Origin of the sequence: Micromonospora sp. DT231, from assembly GCF_049847025.1 — a bacterium.
Classification (GTDB): Bacteria; Actinomycetota; Actinomycetes; order Mycobacteriales; family Micromonosporaceae; genus Micromonospora.
This window is the reverse complement of sequence record NZ_JBNCNO010000010.1, coordinates 146,990-169,049: the sequence shown is the minus strand read 5'-3', so window position 1 is coordinate 169,049 and position 22,060 is coordinate 146,990. Positions and strand designations below refer to the sequence as shown.

21 protein-coding genes are annotated in these 22,060 nt (G+C 73.8%); 11 read left to right on the top strand and 10 right to left on the bottom strand.

Going from position 1 to position 22,060, the window contains the following annotated elements; all coding sequences use genetic code 11:
- Positions 1-30: 30 nt before the first annotated feature.
- From ACPXBU_RS24405 to ACPXBU_RS24395, 3 genes are all read right to left on the bottom strand, one after another.
- Entirely contained in the window at positions 31-1,644 is a 1,614-nt protein-coding gene (locus tag ACPXBU_RS24405) for a DNA polymerase Y family protein (RefSeq protein ID WP_425759810.1), read from the bottom strand.
- Positions 1,641-2,366, bottom strand: coding sequence for a hypothetical protein (locus ACPXBU_RS24400; protein WP_393363430.1), 726 nt, complete (start codon positions 2,364-2,366; stop codon positions 1,641-1,643). The genes ACPXBU_RS24405 and ACPXBU_RS24400 overlap by 4 nt, the downstream gene beginning before the upstream one ends.
- A gap of 105 nt (positions 2,367-2,471) precedes the next feature.
- A complete protein-coding gene (locus ACPXBU_RS24395) occupies positions 2,472-2,921 on the bottom strand; it encodes an SAV_6107 family HEPN domain-containing protein (RefSeq protein ID WP_007463070.1) in 450 nt (149 codons plus the stop codon).
- 443 nt (positions 2,922-3,364) lie between these two features.
- On the opposite strand from ACPXBU_RS24395, the gene ACPXBU_RS24390 reads away from it, so the two are divergent.
- From ACPXBU_RS24390 to ACPXBU_RS24365, 6 genes are all read left to right on the top strand, one after another.
- The gene (locus tag ACPXBU_RS24390) at positions 3,365-3,853 is read left to right on the top strand and encodes a YbaK/EbsC family protein (RefSeq protein ID WP_425759809.1); all 489 of its coding nucleotides are present in this window, start codon (positions 3,365-3,367) and stop codon (positions 3,851-3,853) included.
- A gap of 173 nt (positions 3,854-4,026) precedes the next feature.
- On the top strand, positions 4,027-4,764 hold the full coding sequence (locus tag ACPXBU_RS24385; RefSeq protein ID WP_425759863.1) for a monooxygenase: 738 nt from the start codon (positions 4,027-4,029) through the stop codon (positions 4,762-4,764).
- A complete protein-coding gene (locus ACPXBU_RS24380) occupies positions 4,761-5,312 on the top strand; it encodes a GNAT family N-acetyltransferase (RefSeq protein ID WP_393363437.1) in 552 nt (183 codons plus the stop codon). Before ACPXBU_RS24385 ends, ACPXBU_RS24380 begins: the two co-directional genes overlap by 4 nt.
- Positions 5,309-6,262: a carotenoid biosynthesis protein gene (locus tag ACPXBU_RS24375; RefSeq protein WP_425759808.1), complete on the top strand. Its 954-nt coding sequence runs from the start codon at positions 5,309-5,311 to the stop codon at positions 6,260-6,262. The genes ACPXBU_RS24380 and ACPXBU_RS24375 overlap by 4 nt, the downstream gene beginning before the upstream one ends.
- Complete coding sequence (locus ACPXBU_RS24370) at positions 6,259-7,386, top strand: glycosyltransferase (RefSeq protein WP_425759807.1); 1,128 nt, start codon at positions 6,259-6,261, stop codon at positions 7,384-7,386. The genes ACPXBU_RS24375 and ACPXBU_RS24370 overlap by 4 nt, the downstream gene beginning before the upstream one ends.
- Before the next feature lie 11 nt (positions 7,387-7,397).
- Complete coding sequence (locus ACPXBU_RS24365) at positions 7,398-8,885, top strand: phytoene desaturase family protein (RefSeq protein WP_425759806.1); 1,488 nt, start codon at positions 7,398-7,400, stop codon at positions 8,883-8,885.
- A gap of 39 nt (positions 8,886-8,924) precedes the next feature.
- On the opposite strand, the gene ACPXBU_RS24360 is transcribed toward ACPXBU_RS24365, so the two are convergent.
- Positions 8,925-9,614 (bottom strand): CDP-alcohol phosphatidyltransferase family protein, encoded by a 690-nt coding sequence (locus ACPXBU_RS24360; protein WP_425759805.1) that lies wholly within the window; start codon positions 9,612-9,614, stop codon positions 8,925-8,927.
- A 44-nt stretch (positions 9,615-9,658) separates the two neighbouring features.
- Positions 9,659-10,576 (bottom strand): methylenetetrahydrofolate reductase [NAD(P)H], encoded by a 918-nt coding sequence (metF, locus tag ACPXBU_RS24355; protein ID WP_393363450.1) that lies wholly within the window; start codon positions 10,574-10,576, stop codon positions 9,659-9,661.
- 267 nt (positions 10,577-10,843) lie between these two features.
- Here metF and ACPXBU_RS24350 point away from each other — a divergent pair, with 267 nt between their 5' ends.
- Entirely contained in the window at positions 10,844-11,350 is a 507-nt protein-coding gene (locus ACPXBU_RS24350) for a helix-turn-helix domain-containing protein (RefSeq protein ID WP_425759804.1), read from the top strand.
- Between the two features lie 58 nt (positions 11,351-11,408).
- On the top strand, positions 11,409-12,491 hold the full coding sequence (locus ACPXBU_RS24345) for a polyprenyl synthetase family protein (protein WP_425759803.1): 1,083 nt from the start codon (positions 11,409-11,411) through the stop codon (positions 12,489-12,491).
- Positions 12,492-12,758: 267 nt separating this feature from the next.
- Here ACPXBU_RS24345 and ACPXBU_RS24340 read toward each other — a convergent pair whose 3' ends face one another.
- A complete protein-coding gene (locus tag ACPXBU_RS24340; protein WP_393363458.1) occupies positions 12,759-13,148 on the bottom strand; it encodes an Rv2175c family DNA-binding protein in 390 nt (129 codons plus the stop codon).
- Between the two features lie 177 nt (positions 13,149-13,325).
- Here ACPXBU_RS24340 and pknB point away from each other — a divergent pair, with 177 nt between their 5' ends.
- Positions 13,326-15,308: a Stk1 family PASTA domain-containing Ser/Thr kinase gene (gene pknB, locus ACPXBU_RS24335; RefSeq protein ID WP_425759802.1), complete on the top strand. Its 1,983-nt coding sequence runs from the start codon at positions 13,326-13,328 to the stop codon at positions 15,306-15,308.
- Complete coding sequence (locus ACPXBU_RS24330; protein WP_393363464.1) at positions 15,308-16,174, top strand: deoxyribonuclease IV; 867 nt, start codon at positions 15,308-15,310, stop codon at positions 16,172-16,174. Before pknB ends, ACPXBU_RS24330 begins: the two co-directional genes overlap by 1 nt.
- Positions 16,175-16,313: 139 nt before the next feature.
- Here ACPXBU_RS24330 and ACPXBU_RS24325 read toward each other — a convergent pair whose 3' ends face one another.
- The 4 genes from ACPXBU_RS24325 to ACPXBU_RS24310 form a co-directional block, all read right to left on the bottom strand.
- Positions 16,314-17,354, bottom strand: a complete 1,041-nt coding sequence (locus ACPXBU_RS24325) for a threonine aldolase family protein (RefSeq protein WP_425759801.1) — start codon at positions 17,352-17,354, stop codon at positions 16,314-16,316.
- A 102-nt stretch (positions 17,355-17,456) separates the two neighbouring features.
- Positions 17,457-18,863, bottom strand: a complete 1,407-nt coding sequence (locus ACPXBU_RS24320) for a class II 3-deoxy-7-phosphoheptulonate synthase (RefSeq protein WP_393363470.1) — start codon at positions 18,861-18,863, stop codon at positions 17,457-17,459.
- Positions 18,864-18,950: 87 nt separating this feature from the next.
- Positions 18,951-19,460 (bottom strand): hypothetical protein, encoded by a 510-nt coding sequence (locus ACPXBU_RS24315; protein WP_393363473.1) that lies wholly within the window; start codon positions 19,458-19,460, stop codon positions 18,951-18,953.
- Between the two features lie 181 nt (positions 19,461-19,641).
- Positions 19,642-21,273 (bottom strand): glycosyl hydrolase family 18 protein, encoded by a 1,632-nt coding sequence (locus ACPXBU_RS24310; protein ID WP_425759799.1) that lies wholly within the window; start codon positions 21,271-21,273, stop codon positions 19,642-19,644.
- Positions 21,274-21,441: 168 nt separating this feature from the next.
- Between ACPXBU_RS24310 and ACPXBU_RS24305 the strand changes: the two genes are divergently transcribed.
- Complete coding sequence (locus tag ACPXBU_RS24305) at positions 21,442-21,930, top strand: glutathione peroxidase (protein ID WP_425759797.1); 489 nt, start codon at positions 21,442-21,444, stop codon at positions 21,928-21,930.
- The last annotated feature ends 130 nt before the right edge of the window (positions 21,931-22,060 follow it).

Sequence of the window (22,060 nt, the reverse complement as noted above, 5' to 3'; positions counted from 1 at the left end):
GCACCCGCCTCCGACCTGGGAAGCAGCGGCTCAGTCATAGATCGCCTCCACCAGCCACTGCCCGGCCTCGACGGCCAGCAGCAGGGCGGCACCGTCGGCCAGGCTGACCTGGAAGCGGGCCCGGCGGCGGGCCTCGACCGGCGCCCACCACCGCTCGTCCACCGGCCACGGCCCGGCCCAGCCCACGATCTCCGCCGGCCGGCCGTTGCCGACCACCAGCCGAGCCGGTGGGGCGCTCACCGCCAACCGCGCGCTGATCACCACCGGCTCGCCGGCGGCGTCGTGCACAGTCGCCGCGAGCGGACTGGGCAGCACCACCGCCGGCGCGGGCGCCGGCAGCCGGCCGGGCCACGGCGGGGCCCCGCCTCCACCCCGGCCGGTGGCCGGGTCGGTGCCGGCAGCGGTCGGCGGGCCGGGACGGGCGGGGACGCGTTCGTCGCCCCACGGCACCAGTCGCACCTGGTCGGACGGGGAGCGACCACCGCCGAGCACCGCGGTGACCACCGCCTCCGGGCCGAGGATGCCCTGCACGCGGCTCAACGCCCGGTGTGCCCGTTCCCGCTCCGCACCGGCCTCGCCCCACAGGCCGACCTGCAGACCGGCCTGGGCGATCACCCCGTCCGGGACCAGCCGCAACCGGATGATGCCGGCCGTCGGCCGGGCCGGTCGGGCGCCGGTACGGCCGTTGCTGCCGGAGAGCCAACCGTCGAGCTGCCAGCGCACCCGGTCGGCGATGGCCGTGGCGGTGAGCAGGCCATCGTGCCGCCAGACCCGGTGCAGCTCCTGACCGTGCTCGGTGACCGCCTCGATGCCGAGCCGGGTGCAGGCCAGCCCGTGCCCGGCCAGCCCCTCGTGCAACTGCTCGGCCAACGCGCGGGCCGCGAACGCCGCCGCGTCGACCCGGTCGATCGGCTCGTCGTACCCGGCGGTCACCGTCAGGTCGGCCGGTGGCTGCCGGACGGCGAGCGGGCGGTGGTCGCGCCCGGCCGCGAGCCGGTGGGCCAACGCCCCGTCGAACCCGAACCGGGCCAACACGTCGCCGGCCGGCAACGCGGCGAATTCTCCGAGGGTACGCACCCCCAGCCGGCGCAGCAGGTCGGCCAACGCCGACCGGCCGAGCGCCTCGACCGGCAACCCGGCCAGGAACTCCGGTGTCCCGCCCGGTGCCACCACCCGGCCGGCGCGGGCGGCCAACCCGGCCGCGAACACCCCGTCGGCGATGCCGACCTGGCTCTCCACCAGGCACGACTGGGCGACGTGCTCGATGATCCGCTCGGCGGCCGCCTCCTCGCCGCCGAGGTAACGGCCCGGCCCCCGGGCGGCCACCGCGCAGGCGCCCGGACGGACCACCTCCACGCCGGCGACCAACTCCTCCACCGCGGCGACCACCGGCTCGAACGCCCGGGCGTCCCGGCCCGGGTCGTGTTCCACGACTGTGAGTTGCGGGCAACGACCCTGCGCCTCCCGCTTGCGCAGACCTCGGCGGACCCCCTCGGCGCGGGCCCGCTCGGAGCAGGCGACCACCCGGTTGGCGTGCAGCACGGCGACCGGGCCGGTCGCCGGCACCCCGTCGACGATCTCGGCGGCGAGCACCGGCCAGTCCGGGCACCACAACAGCAGGGTGCGGGGCGGAGAACCGGTCACCCCCGACCGACCAGGGCAAGCGGCGCGGCCGGTCGGCCCACGGTCGACGAGACCGTGCGGGGGATGACCCGGGTCAGCTCGTCACCCGGGAGCCAGACCTTGATCTCCTTGGGTCGGGCGGCCGCCCCGCGCCCGCGCGCCGAGACGGTGACCTCCCGGCGGCGCAGCCGCCCCCGGCCCTGCCCGAGCCCTTCCCACACCCCACGGACCACCTGCAGTGTCACGTCCGCGCCGTCCCACCGGCCGTACGGGACGAGCACGCTGCCGCGCTGCCGGGCCCGGGCGGCCAACCGGGTGGCGACCGAGGCGGAGACCGATGCCGGCACGGTGGTCACCACGACGTCCACCCCGTCGATCAGCGCGGCGATCACGGTGGCCCACTCCGGGCCGGGATTCGGCACCAGGGCCAACCGGTCCAGGGAGATGCCCAGCTCAGCGGCCGCGCCCGCACCGAACGTCGGCACCCCGACCACGGCGCACCACGAGCCGGCCCGGGACGCCTCAGCAAGCAGGGCCAGCATCAGCGAGGTGCCGCCACTGCGCTGGGGCTGGCCGGCGGCGACCGCGATGGTGCTCCCCCGGCGCAGACCTCGATTGGGCAGCAGACCGGTCAGCTCGGGTGCCACCGGCAGCACACGGTGGCCACCGACCGGGTCGGGTGCGCTCGCCGGGCGCACCAGATCGGCAAGTGCGGCGGAACCGACCACCATGCGGCCCGCCATTGGACCAACCCCCCGTCGTTGCTGCTGTGGATCACATTCAGGACCGGCACGCCGTGCCACCGGCCGCCCGGCTCCCCCCGCGGGGCGGTCGGTGACACGGCGGGATCAGGCGGCGAGGCCGTCCAGGGCCGGTTGGTGGGCCACGCCGAGCGCGGTCTCCACCACCGTGACGAACTGTTCGGCGGCGCGGAGCAGGTCGTCGGCCTCCCGGGCGCTGACCACCCGGGGGATGCCGGCCTCGGCGGCGGCGCGCTTGCTGGCTCCGGCGGCGAAGAATCGGGACCACTCGTCGAGCTCCGGAGCGACGGCGCAGAGGAGGACCCAGACGCTGGTGATCCGGTTGCGCCGACTCGGCGCGGGCCGGGCCCGGGCGGCGAGCAGGGCAGCCGCCGCACGCAGCGCCGCCAGGTGGGCAGCCGCGTAGCGCAGGCCGTCGGGTCGGGTCTGGCCGGCCTCGACCAGCCCGCGCCGAGCCAACGTGAGGAGTTGGGCGGGGGTGCGGTGCGGCAGCACGTGCGCCGGCACCGTCGGTGCCTGAGCCGGGTTGGTCGGCATGGGGTGTCTCCTCCACGTGGCCGGGTGTCGCCTCGGCGCGTTGGTGCCGCCGACGAGACGCCGAGGTCGGGTGGTGCGGAGGAAGACGCACCGGGTGTGGCCGGCCGGGTGTGGACGCTTCCCCACACCACACCCGGCCGGCGTACCGGCGGGTGCGTCGCCCGCTGCCCGGGGGTCGTGGGCGGCGGACGACGCTCCTGCCTGTCGGGACCAGGCTCGCGACTGCCCGGAAACCCAGGTGCGGCCCGCGGAGCCGCACCGGCCGGAGTTGGCGCCGCGAAACGCCGCACTCCGGCTGGTTGGAACGGGCGTTCGAGGCAATCGAACACTCGTTCTAACTGCTGCTGACAGTACACCTCCCCACCGACGAAAATGCAACGTGTGACGCGCCGGCCGCGCCGGCCGCTTGAACCGGCCCCCAGCGGACCGGGAAGAATGGCGGGATGCAGCCACACCCGAACGTACGGGCGGTGCAGGACGCGCTCACCGCCGCCGGCACGCTCGACGGCGCCGGTGAGCCCAGCACGATCCGCCTGCTGCCCGACGCGGTGCCCACCGCCGCAGCCGCCGCCGAGGCGCTCGACGTCGAGGTCGGCCAGATCGCCAACTCGTTGGTCTTCGACGCGGACGACGCGCCGCTGCTCGTGCTCACCTCCGGCGCACACCGGGTGGACACCGCCGGCCTGGCCGCGTCGATCGGGGTCACCCGGCTGCGCCGGGCCACCCCGGAGTTCGTCCGGACGCACACCGGGCAACCGATCGGCGGGGTCGCCCCGCTCGGGCACCCGCACCCGCTGCGCACACTTGTGGACACGGCGCTGGCGACGTACCCCGAGATCTGGGCGGCGGGCGGCGTACCGCAGGCGGTCTTCCCGACCACCTACGCCGAGTTGTTGCGGGTCACCTCCGGCAGCCCGGCCGAGGTGGCGTGAGCGAGCGGAGCGAGCGAACCGGCAAGCACAGCAGCGACGCGCTCGCGACGCCGCGAAGCGGCGGCGTGAGCGAGCGGAGCGAGCGAACCGGCAAGCACAGCGGCGACGCGCTCGCGACGTCGCGAAGCGGCGGCGTGAACGAGCGGAGCGAGCGAACCGGCAAGCACAGCGGCGTGAGCACTGCTCCGGAGCTGGTCACCCTGCACGTGTGGCGGACCTCCTCCGGCGCGCTGCCCCGGGCGCTGACCCGGATGGCGGTGGACCCGCGCCGGCTGCGGGCCCTCCCGGGCGTCCGGTTCGGCAAGCTGCTGGGCACCGGGACCGGCACCGGCTTCGGGCCCGGCGACGCCGATCTGACCCGGTGGGCGGCGCTGACCGTCTGGGACTCCCCCGCCGCGGCGGCCGGCTTCGACGACTCGCCGGTCGGCCGCGCCTGGGCCCGCATCGCCCGCGCCGAGGCCCGGATCGACATGCGTCCGCTGACCAGCCGGGGCGAGTGGTCCGGCCGACGACCGTTCGGCGAGCCCACCGGCGGTCGGGTCACCGGCCCGGTGCTGGCGCTGACCCGGGCCCGGTTGCGGGTCCGCCGGGCGGCCACCTTCTGGCGGGCGATCCCTCCGGTGGCCGCCGCCCTGCGCGACGCGCCCGGCCTGCTGGCCCGGTTCGGGGTCGGGGAGGCACCGCTGGGTTGGCAGGGCACGGTGAGCGTGTGGCGCGACCCGACAGACCTGGTGGCGTTCGCGTACCGTCACCCGGAGCACCGGGCGGCGATCATGCGAACCCCCACCGCGGGCTGGTACGCCGAGGAACTGTTCGCCCGGTTCGAGGTGCGCGACGTGGTCGGCGACCGGACGGTGCTCGGGTGGGTCGCCGACGGTGGCCCCGAAACGGTGAAGGGTGGACGGGCATGAGGTTGGTGCGCTGGACGCCGGACGATCTCGTCCGGCGGCTGGACGACGTGGTGGCCGTCTACGGCGAGGCGATGGGATACCGCACCGACCTGCTGGAGGCCCGGCGCGGCTACATCGCCACCCACGTCCGCCGGCCGGGTTTCCGGGCGGTCGCCAGCCTGACCAGCGAGGGGCACCTCGCCGGCTTCGGCTACGGCTACCTGGGCGCCTCCGGTCAGTGGTGGCACGACCAGGTGCACCGGGCACTGGACGCCCCGACCCGCCAGCGTTGGCTCACCCACTGCTTCGAGGTGGTCGAGCTGCACGTCCGGCCACCGGCACAGGGACACGGCCTGGGCACCGGCCAACTGCGCGCGCTGCTCGGCATGGCCGAGGGCGACACCGTGCTGTTGTCCACCCCGGAGGCCGACGAGCAGACCTCGCGGGCCTGGCGGCTGTACCGGCGCTTCGGCTTCGTCGACGTGCTGCGCAACTTCCACTTCCCCGGTGACGAACGACCGTTCGGCGTACTCGGTCGGGATCTGCCGCTCGAGCCACCGGCGTCATGACCCGGCGGATCTCCTGGACACTGCTCGCCGTCCTGGTGCTCGCCCAGATCTGCTACCCACTCACCACCGGCGCCACCAGGGCCGGGCTCACCGTGGCCACCGTCGTGCTCGGGTGGCTGCTCTCGGTGGGCCACGCGCTGCTCAGCCGGGGCCCGCGGGTCGCGGCGGCGCTGGTCGCGGTGGCCACCGGCGGCGGGTTCGCGATCGAGGCGATCGGCGTGGCCACCGGTGTGCCGTTCGGCAGCTACGACTACTCCGGCGAGTTGGGTCCCAAGCTGGCCGGAGTGCCGCTGATCATTCCGCTGGCCTGGACCTGGATGGCCTGGCCGGCCTGGCTGGCGGCGGTCCGGCTGACCGGCGGCAGCGCGTCACGGGTCAGCAGCAGCGGCGCAACCGGAACCAGCGGCAGCGGCGCACCGGGCGGCAGCGGCGCAACGGGCAGCAGCGGCGCAACGGGCAGCAGCGGCGCGACAGCCGGCAGCGGCGCGGCGGCCGGTCTGTGGGTACGGCGGATCGCGCTGGCCACCGTGGGGCTGGCCGCCTGGGACCTCTTCCTCGACCCGCAGATGGTGGCCGAGGGCTACTGGCGGTGGCGCGACGCCACACCGGCCCTGCCCGGCCTGGCCGGCATCCCGGTCAGCAACTACCTGGGCTGGCTGCTCTTCGCGGTGCTGCTGATGAGCGCGCTGCGTCCGCTGGCCGGGCCGAGCGCGGCGCACACCGATCGGCGGGACCACCCGATGATCGCGCTCTACCTGTGGACGTACTTCTCCAGCATCCTGGCCCACGCCGTCTTCCTCGACCTGCCCGCGTCGGCGCTCTGGGGGGCCGCCGGCATGGCGGTGACCGCCGTCCCGCTGGCGGTGACCCTGCTGCGGGCCCGCCGGGGCCGGGACACCCGCCGGGAGGACCACCAGCCGCACCGCCCCGGCGTCGACGCGACCCGATGACCGTCCTGCTCGCCCTGCTGGCCGCCGTCGCCGCGCTGACCGGGCACACCTGGCTCAACGCCGCCCGGTGGTTGCGCCGGCCCACCGACCGACCCGACGCCCTCCAGGAGCCGGTCGCCGTCCTGCTGCCGCTGCGCGACGAGGCCACCCGGGTCACCGGATGCCTACGCGCGCTGCTCGCCCAACGCGGTGTGCCGGGGCTGCGCGTCGTGGTCCTCGACGACGGGTCCACCGACGGCACCGCCGACGTGGTCCGCGCGGTGGCCGGCGACGACCCCCGCGTCACGCTGCTCACCGGGGTCGCCCCGCCGCCGGGCTGGCTGGGCAAGCCGCACGCGTGCTGGCAGTTGGCCACCCGGGCCGACCCGGACGCCACCGCGCTGGTCTTCGTCGACGCCGACGTGGTGCTCGCCCCGCACGCCGTCGCGGCGGCCGTCACCGAGTTGCGCGCCGCCCGCGTGACGCTGCTGTCGCCGTACCCCCGGATCGTGGTGGCGACGGCGGCCGACCGGCTGGTGCAGCCGCTGCTGCAGTGGCTCTGGTTGACGTTCCTGCCGCTGCGCGCGATGGAACGCTCGCGGCGGCCGTCGCTGGCCGCTGCGGGCGGGCAGTTCCTGGTGCTGGACCGGGCCGGCTACACCGCCGCCGGCGGGCACGCCGCGGTCGCCGACAAGATCCTGGAGGACGTCGAGCTGGCCCGGGCGGTCAAGCGGGCCGGTGGGCGGATCGCCCTGGCCGACGGTTCCCGGCTGGCCACCTGTCGGATGTACGACGACTGGCCGCAACTGCGCGACGGGTACTCGAAGTCGCTCTGGGCGTCGTTCGGGCACCCGGGCGCGGCGGCGGTCGTGGTGGCGCTGCTGCTCCTGCTCTACACCGCCCCGCCACTGGTCGCGGTCAGCGCGCTGCTCGCCGGCGCGCCGGGGGTGGCCGCCGTGGCGCTGGCCGGCTACCTGCTGGGGGTGGCCGGACGGGTGCTCACCGCGCGGGCGACCGGAGGCCGGTGGTGGCCCGACGCGCTCGCACACCCCGTGTCGGTCGTGGTCCTCGGTTGGTTGACCCTACGGTCGTACCATCTGCGAAAGCGACGCCGCCTGACCTGGCGGGGCCGCCCGGTCAGCTAGGAGGGCGCGGCATGGCGCGGATCGTGGTCGTCGGCGCCGGGGTGGGTGGCCTCGCCACCGCCGCCCGGCTGGCCGCCACCGGGCACCAGGTGACCGTCTTCGAGGCCGCCGACGCGGTCGGTGGCAAGCTCGGCCGGTACGCGCACGACACCCCGGCCGGGTCGTTCCACTTCGACACCGGGCCGAGCCTGCTCACCCTGCCCCAGGTCTTCCACGACCTGTTCGAGGCGACCGGGGCGAAGCTCGACGAATACCTGGACCTGGTCCCGTTGGACCCGATCGTCCGGCACGTCTTCGGAGACGGTGGCCCGACCCTGGACTCGTGCGCCGACCCGGTGGAGTTCGCCACCCGGATCGGGGCCGCCCTCGGTGACCGGGCGGCGGCCGACTGGCAGCGGCTGTGGCGTCGCGCCGAACGGGTGTGGCGGGCCTCCGAGCGCGACATCCTGCGCCGTACCGTCGACTCCCCCCGCGATCTCGCGTCGCTGGCCTGGCGGCTCGGCGACCTGGCCGCCATCGCCCCGGGCCGCACCCTGCGCGGGCTGGGCCGGGGGCACCTGTCCGACCCGCGGCTGCGGATGCTGCTGGACCGGTACGCCACCTACACCGGCGCCGACCCGCGCCGGGCGCCGGCGGCGTTGGTCGCGGTCCCCTACGCCGAGTTGGCCTTCGGCGGCTGGTACCTGCGCGGTGGGCTGGGCACGCTCGCCGACGCGCTGCTGACGCGTTGCCTGGACCTCGGCGTGGTCGTGCAGACCGACGCCACGGTCACCCGGATCGACGCCACCGGCGGCCGGGTGCACGGGGTACGCCTCGCCGGCGTCACCGCGCCGGTGCCCGCCGACGTGGTGGTGGCGAACGTGGACGCGTTGACCGTCTACCGTGACCTGCTGCCGCACCCGCGTCGGCTGGCCGGGCTGACCGACCGCAGCCTCGCCGGCTTCGTGCTGCTGCTCGGTGTCTCCGGCAGCACCGGGCTGGCCCACCACACAGTCTTCTTCCCGGACGACTACGACGCGGAGTTCGACGCGATCTTCGGAAACCCGGGACGCGGCGTACGGGCCCGGCCGGCCGTCGACCCGACGGTGTTCGTCACCGTGGCCGACGACCCGATGGTCCGCCCAGCCGGACACGAGGCGTGGTTCGTGCTCGTCAACGCCCCCCGCCACGGCAGCGCGGCGGGCGCCGTCGACTGGCGACGCCCGGGGCTTGCCGACGCGTACGCCGACCGGATCCTGGAGGTGCTGGCGCGGCGCGGCGTGGACGTGCGCGACCGGCTGCTGTTCCGGGAGATCCGTACCCCCGCCGACCTGGGCGCGGCGACCGGCGCGCCAGGTGGCTCGATCTACGGCACCGCCGGCGGGCTGCTCCGGCCCGCCAACCGGGGGCCGGCGAACGGGCTGTGGCTGGTGGGCGGCTCCACCCACCCGGGCGGCGGGTTGCCGATGGTGACCCTCTCCGCGCAGATCGTCGCCGACGAGATCGGCCCCGCCTGGTAGGCGGCGGGCGGTGGCGCGCCGGGTAGGCGGCGGCGCCGTTCAGCCGGCGTCGAGCAGGGCGCGGCGGATGCTGGAGAGCAGTTGCCCGAGGCCGAAGCCGGCCAGCAGCACCCACACCGCGGTCGCCATGGTGATGGTGCCGGCGGCCAGGTCCGGCTCGATCAGCCCGGCCAGCCCGGCGACCACCAGGCCGGCCAGGGCCACCGAGACCCGGGTGGGGCGTTCCCCGACGGTGACCGCGCCGATGTCGCGCATGCCGGCAGCGACCGCCCGGGCCCGGACGTACTCGTGCAGCCAGGACAGCGCGCCACCCGCGACGACGAGCGCACCCGGCGCGCCGACCAGCCAGAACGCCAGCAGCCAGGCCACCTCACCGAGTCGGTCGGCGACCGAGTCGTAGACGTAGCCGAGTCGGGTGGTGCGGCCGGTGGCGACCGCCACCGCGCCGTCCACGCTGTCCGCCACGGCGGCGAGCAGCACGAACAACGCGCCCAGGAACGGCCCGTCACCCGGCCTGGTGACAAGCAACGGTACGCAGAAACAGAGCAGCACCCCGGCCACGGTGACCGCGGTGGGGCTGACCCGCAGCCGCCCCAGCACGTACCCGACGTGGTAGGCGAACCGCAGCCACGCGCGCACCACAGGCGCCGCGACCCGAGGGTCGAACCCACCGTGCAACCGCGCCCACGCCGTGGCGTACTGGTCCCAGTTCAGCTGTGTGCCCACCACGGATCAACCGTCGTGCCGGGCATCAGGTGTCGCAGACCGGGCCTTCACACCCGTGCGCCGGCCTTCAGGTTCTGCCAGACCTCGCGGGTCGCGGTGGACCGGTTGAGGGTGATGAAGTGGATGCCCGGCACGCCCTCGTCCAGCAGCCGGCGGCTCATCTCGCTGGCCTGCTCGACACCGAGCCGGCGGACGGCCTCCGGATCGTCGGCGACCCGCTCGAAGCGGGCCGCCAGCGCCGGCGGGAAGGGTGCGCCGGACAACTGCACGGACCGCTCGATGGTGCCGATCTGGGTCACCGGCATCACCCCGGCCAGGATCGGGGTGTCGCAGCCGGCGGCGGCCACCCGGTCGCGCAACCGCAGGTAGTCGTCGGCGTCGAAGAACATCTGCGTGATCGCGAACTCGGCGCCGGCCCGGCACTTGCGGACGAAGTGCGCGGTGTCGCTTGCCACGTCGGGTGAGCGGGGGTGCTTGTACGGGAAGGCCGCCACGCCCACGCTGAAGTCACCGGCGTCGCGGACCAGGCGGACCAGATCCTCGGCGTAGTCGACGCCCTCGGCGTGGCGGACCCACTCCCCGCCGGGGTTGCCCGGCGGGTCGCCGCGCACCGCCAGCACGTTGCGCACCCCCACCCCGGCGAGCCGGCCGATCACGTGCCGCAGCTCGGCGACGGAGTGGTTGACGGCGGTCAGGTGGGCCATCGGCAGCAGGGTGGTGTCGGTGGCGATCCGTTCGGTCACCGCCACGGTGGTGTCCCGGGTCGAACCGCCCGCACCGTAGGTGATCGACACGAACGAGGGGCGCAGCGACTCCAGCTCGCGGATGGCCTGCCAGAGCAGCGTCTCCCCCGCCGGTGTCTTGGGCGGGAAGAACTCGAACGAGAAGGTCGGTTGGCGCTCGCGAATGAGCTCCCCGATCGCCGGCTGCGGATTGGGGAGTACCGAGGGAAGACCGAGCGCCACGACCCGACTCTAGCGGGCGACGCCACCACGGCCCAGGCGCTTTCCACCTCGCGGTCCCCTACCGCGCCGTTCGCCGGGTCCGACGGGACCGCTCGCCGGGTCCGGCGGCGGAAGGCGTCGTACCCCGGGGGTAGGAATGGGTGGCGTGGGAGGGGCGGCGGGGGCGGCGCCCGGGTCCCGCGCGGGGGTCAGCAACACGCGGTGACGCCGGTCCCGTCCGGTCGGGGCGGGTGGTCGTCACCGCGCCGACGCCCGCCAGGAGGACCCATGACCCCGCCCCGTTCGCCGCGCCCGGCGCAGCTCGGCCCGCTGCTGGCCCGGTACCGACTGGCCCGTGGCTGGAGCCAGCAGCGCGCCGCCGCCGAGTTGTGCGCCGCCGCCGGGGTGCCGACGTTGAGCCGGCACGAGGTGTCGAGGTGGGAACGGCAGCGTCGTGTGCCGGGCGGGTTCTGGCTCGGCTGGCTCGCCGTCGTCCTGGACGTGCCGCTGGTGACGCTCACCGAGGCCGCCGCGGGCACCCGCCGGGCCGGCGCGACGCGAGCCCCTGGAGCGGGCCGTACGGCGGGGGCCGGCACGCGACCGGCGGGGCGTACCGGTCCCGGCCGCACCGACGGGACCAGGGCCCGTGTCACAGTCCTGGGTCGAGCCGAGGCGGAGGCCAGACGGCGGTCCGGTAGGGCGGAAGTTGGCCCGGATCCCGGTGTCGTATCCGGGCCAATCTCCAACGCGGCCGGTCGTCGTCCGGCCCCGCCGCAGGCCGGCCAGGGGCTTTGACCCAGGCCCTACGCGTGGCGGTACGGCGCGGGTTACGGCGACCCGCTAGCGTCGGTGCGTGACCCACGCTGCCCCCGTCTCTCCCGTCGACCGTGCTGGCCTACGGCAGCGGGTCGACAAAGCCCTCAGCGAGTTCCTGACCGGCCAGCGGGTTCGGCTCGCCGCCGTGGACGACGCCCTGGCCCCGGTGGCGGAGGCGATCGAGGCTTTCGTGCTCGGTGGCGGCAAGCGGCTCCGCCCGGCATTCGCGTACTGGGGGTTCCGGGGCGCGGGTGGGCTCGACAGCGACCAGGTGCTCACCGCCCTGGCCGCGCTGGAGTTCGTCCAGGCCAGCGCCCTGATCCACGACGACCTGATGGACCGCTCCGACACCCGACGCGGCGAGCCCGCGGTGCACCGGCGGTTCGCCGCACGGCATCGGGAGGCCGGCTGGGGCGGTGACCCGGACGGCTTCGGCGACGCCGCCGCCATCCTGCTCGGCGACCTGTGCCTGGTCTGGTCCGACGAGCTGCTGCACTCCGCGGGGCTGGACCTGTGGTCGTTGGCGCGGGCCCGACCGGTCTTCGACGAGATGCGCACCGAGGTCACCGTCGGGCAGTACCTCGACGTGCTGACGCAGGTCACCGGCGACACCTCGGTGGAACGGGCCAGCAAGGTCGCCCGGTACAAGTCGGCGAAATACACGGTCGAGCGGCCGCTGCTGCTCGGCGCCGCACTGGCCGACGCGACGGCCGACGTACGGGCGGCCTACTCGGCGTACGGGCTGCCGCTGGGTGAGGCGTTCCAACTCCGCGACGACGTGCTGGGTGTCTTCGGTGACCCGGCGCTGACCGGCAAGCCGGCCGGGGACGACCTGCGCGAGGGCAAGCGCACCTACCTGGTGGCGGCGGCCGTGGAGACCACCGACGACGCCGGCCGCGAGCTGCTGCTCAGCCAACTCGGCGACCCTGGGCTGGACGAGCAGGGGGTGGCTCGGCTCCGCGAGCTGATCACCGCGAGCGGGGCGCTGGCCCGCACCGAGCAGCGGATCGTCACGCTCACCGACGCCGCGCTGGCGGCACTGACCGCCGCCGACCTCGACACCGAGGCCCGCCAAGCCCTGGTGGACCTAGCCATCGCCGCAACCCGCCGAGCCGACTAACCCACGCCCCCGCCCCCGCCCCGGCGTTGGCCCTCGCCCCGGCGTTGGCCCCGCCCCCGGCGTTGGCCCTCGCCCCGGCGTTGATCATGAGGTTATTGTCAACGCGCTCGGCGTGTCGTGACAATAACCTCATGATCAACGGGGGCGCAGGAGGGCCGGGGGCAGGAGGGCCGGAGGCGGGAGGGCGGGCCGGGGGCAGGGGGGTTAGTCGCTCCGCTCCGCTGCGCGAAGCGGCCCTAATCGGGAGGAAGTAGGTCTACTTCCGAGTTAGAAGCCCAGGGCTTGGGCTCTTCGTTTCACCTCGCGGGCCTGGTCGCCGGAGAGGGCGGTGGCCGGGGTGCCACCGGGGAGGATGTCGTCCGGCTCGTACAGCCAGCGCAGGGCGGCCTCGTCGTCGTAACCGTTGTCGGTGAGCAGGTTGAGCACGCCGGGCAGGTGCTTGAGCACGGTCTGGTTGGCGACCAGGTCCGCCGGGATGCGGCGGACGCCGTCGCGGCGAACCGCCAGCAACTCCCGGTCACGGATCATCTGGTGCACCTTGCTGATCGACACGTCGAGGCGCTCGGCGACGTCGGGCAGGGTCAGCCAGCCGGCCGGGTCGGCGGGTCCGGCGAGCTCCAGGCTGGGCACGGCCTGGTCGGGTACGGGTTCGGTCACCCGACCACCCTGCCACGCCACCGTCGCGGCGGGCCACCGGCACCCCGGACGACCGCTCCTGTGGTGCCGCTGACCTGCGGCAGAGGAAACGAGCAACACAACGGGACGGACCCGTTCGGCGTCCGGCTGTAGCATCCTGTTCATCCTTCACCCCCTGGACACATAGACTCCCTGCCGATGGACACTCAGGTCGCCGACACGTTGCTGGGCTCGCTGATCGACGGGCGCTACCGCATTCGCGGTCGCGTGGCCCGTGGTGGCATGGCGACCGTGTACACCGCCACCGACGAACGCCTCGAGCGCACCGTCGCTGTCAAGATCATCCACCCGACCCAGGCCCCCGAGGCCCGGGCCCGGATCACCAACTTCGTGGCGCGGTTCACCGACGAGGCGAAGACCATCGCCCGGCTGACCCACCCGAACGTGGTGGCGGTCTACGACCAGGGCACGCACGCCGGTCTGCCGTACCTGGTGATGGAGTACGTGCGCGGCCGCACGCTGCGCGACGTGCTGGCCGAGCGACGCCGGCTCAACCCCGACGAGGCACTGGCCATCGTCGAGCAGATGCTCGCCGCGATCGCCGCCGCGCACCGCTCCGGGCTGGTGCACCGCGACGTCAAGCCGGAGAACGTGCTGGTCGCCGAGGCCCCGACCGGCGGTGTCGCCAATCTGGTCGACAGCGTCGTCAAGGTGGCCGACTTCGGGCTGGCCCGGGCGGTCGAGGCGAGCGCCGACGAGGACCAGGGCAACCAGCTGATGGCCACCGTGGCGTACGTCGCACCGGAGCTGGTCACCGAGGGCCGCGCCGATCCCCGCACCGACGTCTACTCGGCCGGCATCGTGCTGTTCGAGATGCTCGCCGGCCGGGTCCCGTACGACGGGGACCGCCCGGTGGATGTCGCCTGGCAGCACGTCGACCGGGACGTGCCGGCACCCTCGACGCTGGTGCCCGGTCTGCCGCCGATCCTCGACGAGTTGGTGCAGCGCGCCACTCGGCGTGATCCGGCCGCGCGGCCCGCCGACGCCGGCGCGCTGCTGGCCGAGGTGCAGGTCGCCAAGGATCGCCTGGGTGACGCCAACAGCCACACCGCCGTGCTCCGCCCGGTGAGCGGCGAGCCGCTCTCCCAGCCGACCATGGTGGTCGCGGCGATCCGCCCGACCGACCGCCCGTCCTGGGCGCGGCTGCCCGAGGGGGCCAGCCAGGGGCCGGGTCGGCGGCGGGCCGCTCCGGAACCCGCGGAGGGCCTGGGGTCCCGACTCGCGGCGCTGCGCGGCACGCTGCTGGCGAGCCCGCGCGGCCGGCTGGCCGTCGCGGCGGTGGTGGTGACGCTGGGCCTGGTGGCCGCGCTCGGGGGTTGGTGGTTCGGCGTCGGCCGCTACACGGACGCCCCGCAACTGGTGAGCCTGAGCAAGGCCGAGGCACAGGCGCAGGCCGACAGCGCCGGGCTCACCCTGAAGTACGGTGAGCCGCGCTTCGACGAACAGGCCCCGAAGGACAGCGTGCTGGGGCAGAGCCCGGCGTCCGCTACCAAGATCGTCAAGGGTGGCACGATCACCCTCACCCTCTCCCTCGGCCCGGAACGCTTCCCCGTGCCGGACGTGATCGGCAAGGAGTTCGATCTCGCCGAGGCGGACCTGGTCAACGTGAAGCTGGTGGTGGCCAAGGGAGCCCCCCGCTACGACGACAGCCTGCCGGCCGGGGTCGTGCTGGAAACCGCCCCCCCGGTGGGCACCGAGGTCAAACCCGGCGCGAAGATCACCCTCATTCTGAGCCGGGGCAGGGCGCCGGTGACGGTGCCGAACCTGGTCGGTAAGAACCTCAACGACGCTCGCGCCGCCCTGGCCCAGCTCAACCTGGTGCTCGTGGAGACCTACAAGGACTCCGACAAGCCCCGGGACGAGATCCTCGGGCAGAGCCCGGCCGACGGTGCCGGCGTGGAGAAGGGCACCCAGGTAAAGGTGGACGTCAGCAAGGGCCCGGCCGCGGTCGCCGTGCCCCGGGTGGTCGACCTGCCGTGCCAGCAGGCCAAGCAGGTGTTGGAGAGCCAGGGCTTCCCGGTGACGGTCGCGGTCAACCCGAACGCCGTGGTCCGGATCCAGCTCCCGGGTGAGAATTCGCAGGTGCCGCCGGGCACCCCGGTCACCCTCACGTGCTTCTGATGCCGGCGGTCACCTCGCGTCCGGTGGGCGCGCACACGCCGACCTCGGGTGGGCTGGCCAAGGCCGCCCTGCCGTACGCCGACGCGACCGGCGCCCAGGTGGTGCAGGTCTACGTCTCCAACTCACGGGGCTGGGCGCTGCCCGACGGCGACCCGGGCCAGGACGCCCTGTTCCGCGAGGGTTGCGCCGAGCGGGGCATTCCGGCGTTCATCCACGCCTCACTGCTCGTCAACCTCGGCTCGCCCACCCCGGCCACGGTCGAGAAGTCGGCGCAGACCCTGGCCCACGCGCTTCGTCGGGGCGTGGCGATCGGCGCGCGGGCGGTGGTGTTCCACGCGGGAAGTTCGGTGGACGAGGGGTACGCCGAGACGGCGATGCGGCAGGTCCGCCGGGAGTTGCTGCCGCTGCTCGACTGGGCCGCCGACGTCGGCGGGCCGATGCTGCTCGTCGAGCCGAGCGCCGGCGGTGGCCGGTCCCTGGCCTCCCGGGTGGAGCAGCTCGGCCCCTACCTGGACGCGGTGGACGGGCACCCCATGCTCGGGGTCTGCTTCGATACCTGCCACGCCTGGGCCGCCGGCCATGACCTGGCGGCCGAGGGCGGCATGACGGCGACCCTGGACACGCTTGTGGCCACTGTCGGCGCGGACCGGCTGCGGCTGGTCCACGCCAACGACTCGAAGGATCTGTGCGGCTCCACCCGGGACCGGCACGAGAACATCGGCAAGGGCACCATCGGCGAGCCCGCCTTCGCCGAGCTGATGGCCCACCCGGCCACCGCCGGCATCCCGATCGTGGTGGAAACCCCGAGCGAGAAGCAGCTCGGCCACGCCGCCGACATAACAACCCTCACCCGCCTAACCCGCTAACCCCAACCCCCTCCCCAGGCGCCCCCACCCGCCTCGCCCGCGCGGTGATCATGGAGTTATAGCCACGACACGCCGATCCGAGCGGCAATAACCCCATGATCAACAGCGGTAAGGCCCGGGGGCGGGGGTGGGGGTGGGGTTAGGACTTGGCGAGGATGCGGGGTAGGGCTGCGACCGCTCGGTCGATGTCCGCGTCGTCGAGGCCGAGGTGGGTGACCAGGCGGGCGGTGCGGGGGCCGAGCACCGAGACGAGTACGCCCTCGGCCCGCGCGGCGGCGGCCAGGGCACGCGCGTCGAGTGCGTGCTTCGTCAGGTCGAGTGCGACCAGGTTGGTGCGGGCCGTGGTGGCCAGCACCCCGAACGGCGCGACGGTCTCGGCGAGCCGGGCCGCCCTCGCGTGATCGTCGGCCAGCCGGTCGATGTGGTGCGCGAGCGCGTACCGGCCGGCGGCGGCGAGGATGCCGGCCTGACGCATGCCGCCGCCCATCCGCTTACGGATCATCCGGGCCCGCTCGATCTTCTCCGCGCTGCCCACCACCAGCGAGCCGACCGGGGCGCCGAGGCCCTTGGACAGACACACCGACAGCGTGTCGAAGAGCCGCCCGTACTCGATCAGGGGCACCCCGTCGGCGACGTGCGCGTGCCAGATCCGGGCGCCGTCGCAGTGCAACGCGACGGCGGCGTCGTCGGCGACGCCGCGCAGGTCCCGCAGGGTGGCCAGCGGGATCACCCCGCCACCGCCGCGGTTGTGGGTCTGTTCGACGGCGATCGCGCGGGTGGGGACGGCGAAGTAGCCGTCCGGCCGGATCATCGCGGCCACCCTCTCCGGGTCGATGTCCGCGCCGACCGCGGGCCAGGTCCGCGAGGAAATCCCGCCGTACGCGGCAGCGGCGCCGATCTCGTACGTGACCACGTGCGCGTCGGCGTCGCAGAGCAGCTCGTCGCCGGGCGACACCAGCAGTTGCAGGGCGATCTGGTTGGCCATCGACCCGCTCGGGGCGAACAGCGCCGCCTCGTGCCCGAACAGCGCGGCGACCTCGGCCTCCAGCGCGTTGACTGTCGGGTCCTCGCCGTAGACGTCGTCACCGACCTCGGCGGTGGCCATCGCCTCCCGCATCCCGGCCGTGGGCCGGGTCACCGTGTCGGAGCGCAGGTCCACGAACAGATCAGCCACGGTCATCCCTTCGGCTGCCGACCGCGGGGCTCGCAAGCTCACTCCGCGCGTCAGCCACTGTTGTCCCTTCGGCTGCCGACTGCGGGGCTCGCAAGCTCACTCCTCGCGTCAGCCACGGAGCATCTCCGCGACCAGGAACGCCAACTCCAACGACTGCTGGGTGTTGAGTCGGGGGTCGCAGGCGGTCTCGTACCGGTCGGGCAGGTCGAGGTCCTCGATGCCCTGGGCGCCGCCGAGGCACTCGGTGACGTCCTCGCCGGTCAGCTCGACGTGCAGGCCACCGGGGTGGGTGTCCAGCCCCCGGTGCACCTCGAAGTAGCCGAGCACCTCGTCGACGATGCGGTCGAAGTGCCGGGTCTTGTAGCCGTTCGACGACTCGTGCGTGTTGCCGTGCATCGGGTCGCACTGCCAGACCACCTTCGCGCCGGCGGCGGTGACCTTGGCGACGATCGGCGGCAGGGCGTCGCGTACCCGGTGGTTGCCCATCCGGCTGATCAGGGTGAGCCGGCCGGGGATGTTGTCCGGGTTGAGCTTCTCGCACAGCTCGATCGCCTCGTCCGGCGAGGTGGTCGGGCCGAGCTTGACGCCGATCGGGTTGGCGATCCGGGAGATGAAGTCGATGTGCGCGCCGCTGATCTGCCGGGTGCGCTCGCCGATCCAGAGGAAGTGCCCGGAGAGCCCGTACGCCCGGCGGTCGGAGACCCGGGTGAGCGCCCGGTCGTACTCCAGGGCCAGGGCCTCGTGGGAGCAGTAGAGCGTGACCGTCCGCAGCGCGTCGTCCTCGGTCATCCCGCAGGCCCGGATGAAGGCGATCGCCCGGTCGATCTCCCGGGCGATCGCCTCGTAGCGCTCCCCCGCCGGGGAGGTCTTCACGAAGCCCTTGTTCCAGTCGTGCACGGCGTGCAGGTCGGCGAGCCCGCCGGCGAGGTACGCCCGGAGCATGTTCATCGCCGCCGCCGAGTTGGCGTACGCCCGGATCATGCGCTGCGGGTCGGCGACCCGGGCGACCGGATCGGTCTCCAGCGAATTGATCATGTCGCCGCGGTACGCGGGCAGACCCCGGGCGTCGGTGGGCAGTGAGCGGGGCTTGGTGTACTGCCCGGCGACCCGGGCGACCTTGACCACCGGCAGCGACGCGCCGTAGGTGAGCACGATCGCCATCTGGAGCAGGGTGCGGGCGTTGGCCAGCAGGTGGCTCTCGGTGTTGTCGACGAACGTCTCCGCGCAGTCACCGCCCTGGAGCAGGAACGCCTTGCCCTCGCAGACCAGGGCGAGCTTCTGCCGGAGCTGGTCCACCTCGTAGGGCGCGACGACCGACGGCACGGTGTCGAGGACCTTGCAGACCGCCGCGACGGCCGCCGGGTCGGACCACGGCGGGACCTGCTCGCGGGGCAGCTCCCGCCACCGGTCCAGGCCGAGCGCGGCGTCCTCGGCGGAGTCGGCTGTCGGTCGACTGGTCTGCAGGCCCGGGCTGCTTACCGCGGGATGGCTCAGCTGATGCCACTCATGGCGCATGACAGAAAGCGTACGGCGACGGTCGGGGCGCGCGGGGGGCGAGGGGGACGGTTCCGGCAGATGGGAGATCAACCCGCCGGACGATGGTCAGGACGCGCGGGTCGGGACGGCCCCGGTCGGCGTCGGCGTGGCGGCCTCGCCGCCCGGCGACTCCCCGGCGATGCACCAGTCGCTGCCCTGACGGGTCACCGTGAACACCAGCGGCCGGGCGACGGTGACCTTGCCGGCGGTGACCGAGACCGAGACGCTCACCTCCTGGCCGAGCGGACCGGACCGGATGTCGGTGATGGCCGCCTCGGGCACCTGGAAGTGATCGGCGAAGTCGCCGTTGGGGCTGGTGGCGGCCAGGTCGAAGGCGTCGTGCAGGAGGGCGCAGAGCTGACTCCGGCCGGCGGCGACGTCCTTCGCGGTCATCGCGTCGAGGTATGCCTGCACGCGCTCCCGGGAGCGGGTGGTGGCCTCCTCGGCGGGGTTGGGCGCGGGTGCGGCCGGCGGCTTGACCTTGTCGTCGTGGCCGATCCCGCAGCCGACCAGGGCGGCCGGCAGCAGCACCAGCCCGGCGGCGGTTGCCGCGAGCCTGCGGTGGGTCGGGCGCATGACCACCTCCTCGACGGTGAGATCGAGACCTGCCGCGCCGCGAGTCTGTCACATCGAGCTGCCCAGACCCCAACGACGGCGACCCGGCCGACGCTTGGCGTCGACCGGGCCGTCGTCTCACCGGTGGGGAGGAGCGGTGCGGGCTCCTCCCCAGCGTGTGGGTGGTGCGCCGGCCTGCGACTCAGCCGAGACCGCCCTTGATGGCGCCGATGAGTTCGCCGTTGCTCGTGTCACCGGAGAGCTCCCAGAAGAACGCGCCACCGAGGCCCTGGTTGTTCGCGTACGTCATCTTGCCGTTGATCGTCGACGGGGTGTCGTAGCTCCACCAGTTGTTGCCGCACTTGGCGTACGCGGTGCCGGCGACCGTGCCGGTGGCCGGGCAGGTGTTCTTGAGGACCTTGTAGTCCTCGATGCCCGCCTCGTAGGTGCCCGGCGCCGCCCCGGTGGCGCTGCCACCCGGTGCGGCCTGGGTGACACCGGTCCAGCCGCGGCCGTAGAAGCCGATGCCGAGCAGCAGCTTGTTGGCCGGGACGCCCTTGCTCTTGAGCTTCTGGATCGCCGCGTCGGAGTTGAAGCCCTGCTGCGGGATGCCGGTGTACGAGGTGAGCGGGGAGTGCGGGGCGGTGGGGCCCTGGGCGGCGAACGCCCCGAAGTAGTCGTAGGTCATCGGCATCAGCCAGTTGAGATTGCCGATGGCGCCGGCGTAGTCGGTGGCGTCGATCTTGCCGCCGTTGCTGCCGTCCGCGGTGATGGCCGCGGTGACCAGGGCGCTGGACCCGAACTTCGACCGCAGCGCGCCGATCACGTTCTTGAACGCGTTCGGGCCGCTGGTGTCGCAGGTCAGACCGCAGGCGTTCGGGTACTCCCAGTCGACGTCGATGCCGTCGAAGACGTCCGCCCAGCGCGGGTCCTCGACCAGGTTGTAGCAGCTCTCGGCGAACGCGGCCGGGTTCTGTGCGGCCTGGGTGAAGCCGCCGGACCAGGTCCAGCCGCCGAACGACCAGATCACCTTGAGGTGCGGGTTCAGCTGCTTGAGCTTGCGGAGCTGGTTGAAGCTGCCGCGCAGCGGCTGGTCCCACGTGTCGGCGACGCCGTCCACGCTGTCCGCCGCCGTGTACGCCTTCTCGTAGTCGGCGTAGCTGTCACCGATGGCGCAGCGGCCGCCGGTGGTGTTGCCGAAGGCGTACAGGATGTGGGTCAGCTTGGCGGCCGAGCCGCTGGTCTGGATGTTCTTGACGTGGTAGTTGCGCCCGTAGACCCCCCACTCGGCGAAGTAGCCGACGACCTTCTTGCCGCCCGGGTTCGGCGGGGTGGTGGTCGGCGGCGCCGTGGTGGGCGGCGCCGTGGTCGGCGGCGCGGTGGTCGGCGGCGCGGTGGTCGGTGCGCTCGTGGTCGGCGGGCTGGTGGGGGTGCCGCCGCCGCAGGGCGCGCCGTTGACTGTGCAGTTCAGCGGCGCCTTGTAGGCGCCGCTGCCGTTGTAACCCCAGCTGAACGAGGCACCCGGGGCGAGGCCGCCGGCCCAGCTCTTCTTGACCGCGACGTAGTGGTTGCCGCTGCTCGTCACGTCGGCGTCCCAGGCGCTGCTGATGGTGGTGCCCGACGGCAGGTCGAACTCGATGCGCCAGGTGGCGACGGCGGCACTCGACCCGTTGGTGACGGTCACCCTCGTCTCGTGACCGGTCCCCCAGTCCTGTGCTCTGGTGAACGTGGTGGTGACACTGCCGGCGCCGAACGCGGTGGTCATCGGCACCGCTGCGACGGTCACGGCGACCACGGCACCGGCCCAGAGGGCCCGGCGGAGCGATCTTTTCATGAGGCGTCTCCCGAACTGTTAGGAAACTTTCCAAAAGAGATGGTGAGACGGTACTCACGGCGTCATCACTTCGTCAAGATGTGCATGTTTCGATTTGCGGTGATGGGCGGATTACACCCGCTCCGCCCGCCTCCGGGCCACCACACGGTCGGCGCGTAGCCTCGGGCCATGACCGTCTTCGACATCCCGATCGACGCCCTCAACGGCGGCCCCGCCGAGCTGGCCCGCTACCGCGGCAAGGCCCTGCTGGTCGTCAACGTGGCCTCCCGCTGCGGCCTCACCCCGCAGTACGCCGGCCTCCAGACGCTCGCCGACTCCTATGCCGAGCGCGGCCTGGTGGTGCTCGGGGTGCCGTGCAACCAGTTCGCCGGCCAGGAGCCGGGCAGCGCCGCCGAGATCAGCGACTTCTGCCAGGTCAACTACGGGGTGACCTTCCCGCTGACCGAGAAGGTCGACGTCAACGGCCCGAACCGGCACCCGCTCTACACCGCGCTCGTGGACACCCCGGACGCCGACGGGCACACCGGGGACGTCCGGTGGAACTTCGAGAAGTTCCTGGTGGCCCCGGACGGCACGGTCGCCGCCCGCTTCGCCCCCACGGTCACCCCCGACGACGCCGACCTCCAGGCCGCAATCGACAAGGCCCTCCCCGCCTGAAGGCCAGTCGGCCGGACACGCCTGGCCCCACCTTGATCGCGCTCGATCGTGGACGTAATGGCCCCCCACCTTTCGGATGCCACTAGATTCAGGATCGAGCGCGATGTTGCCGGCTCGCGCGGCAACCGGA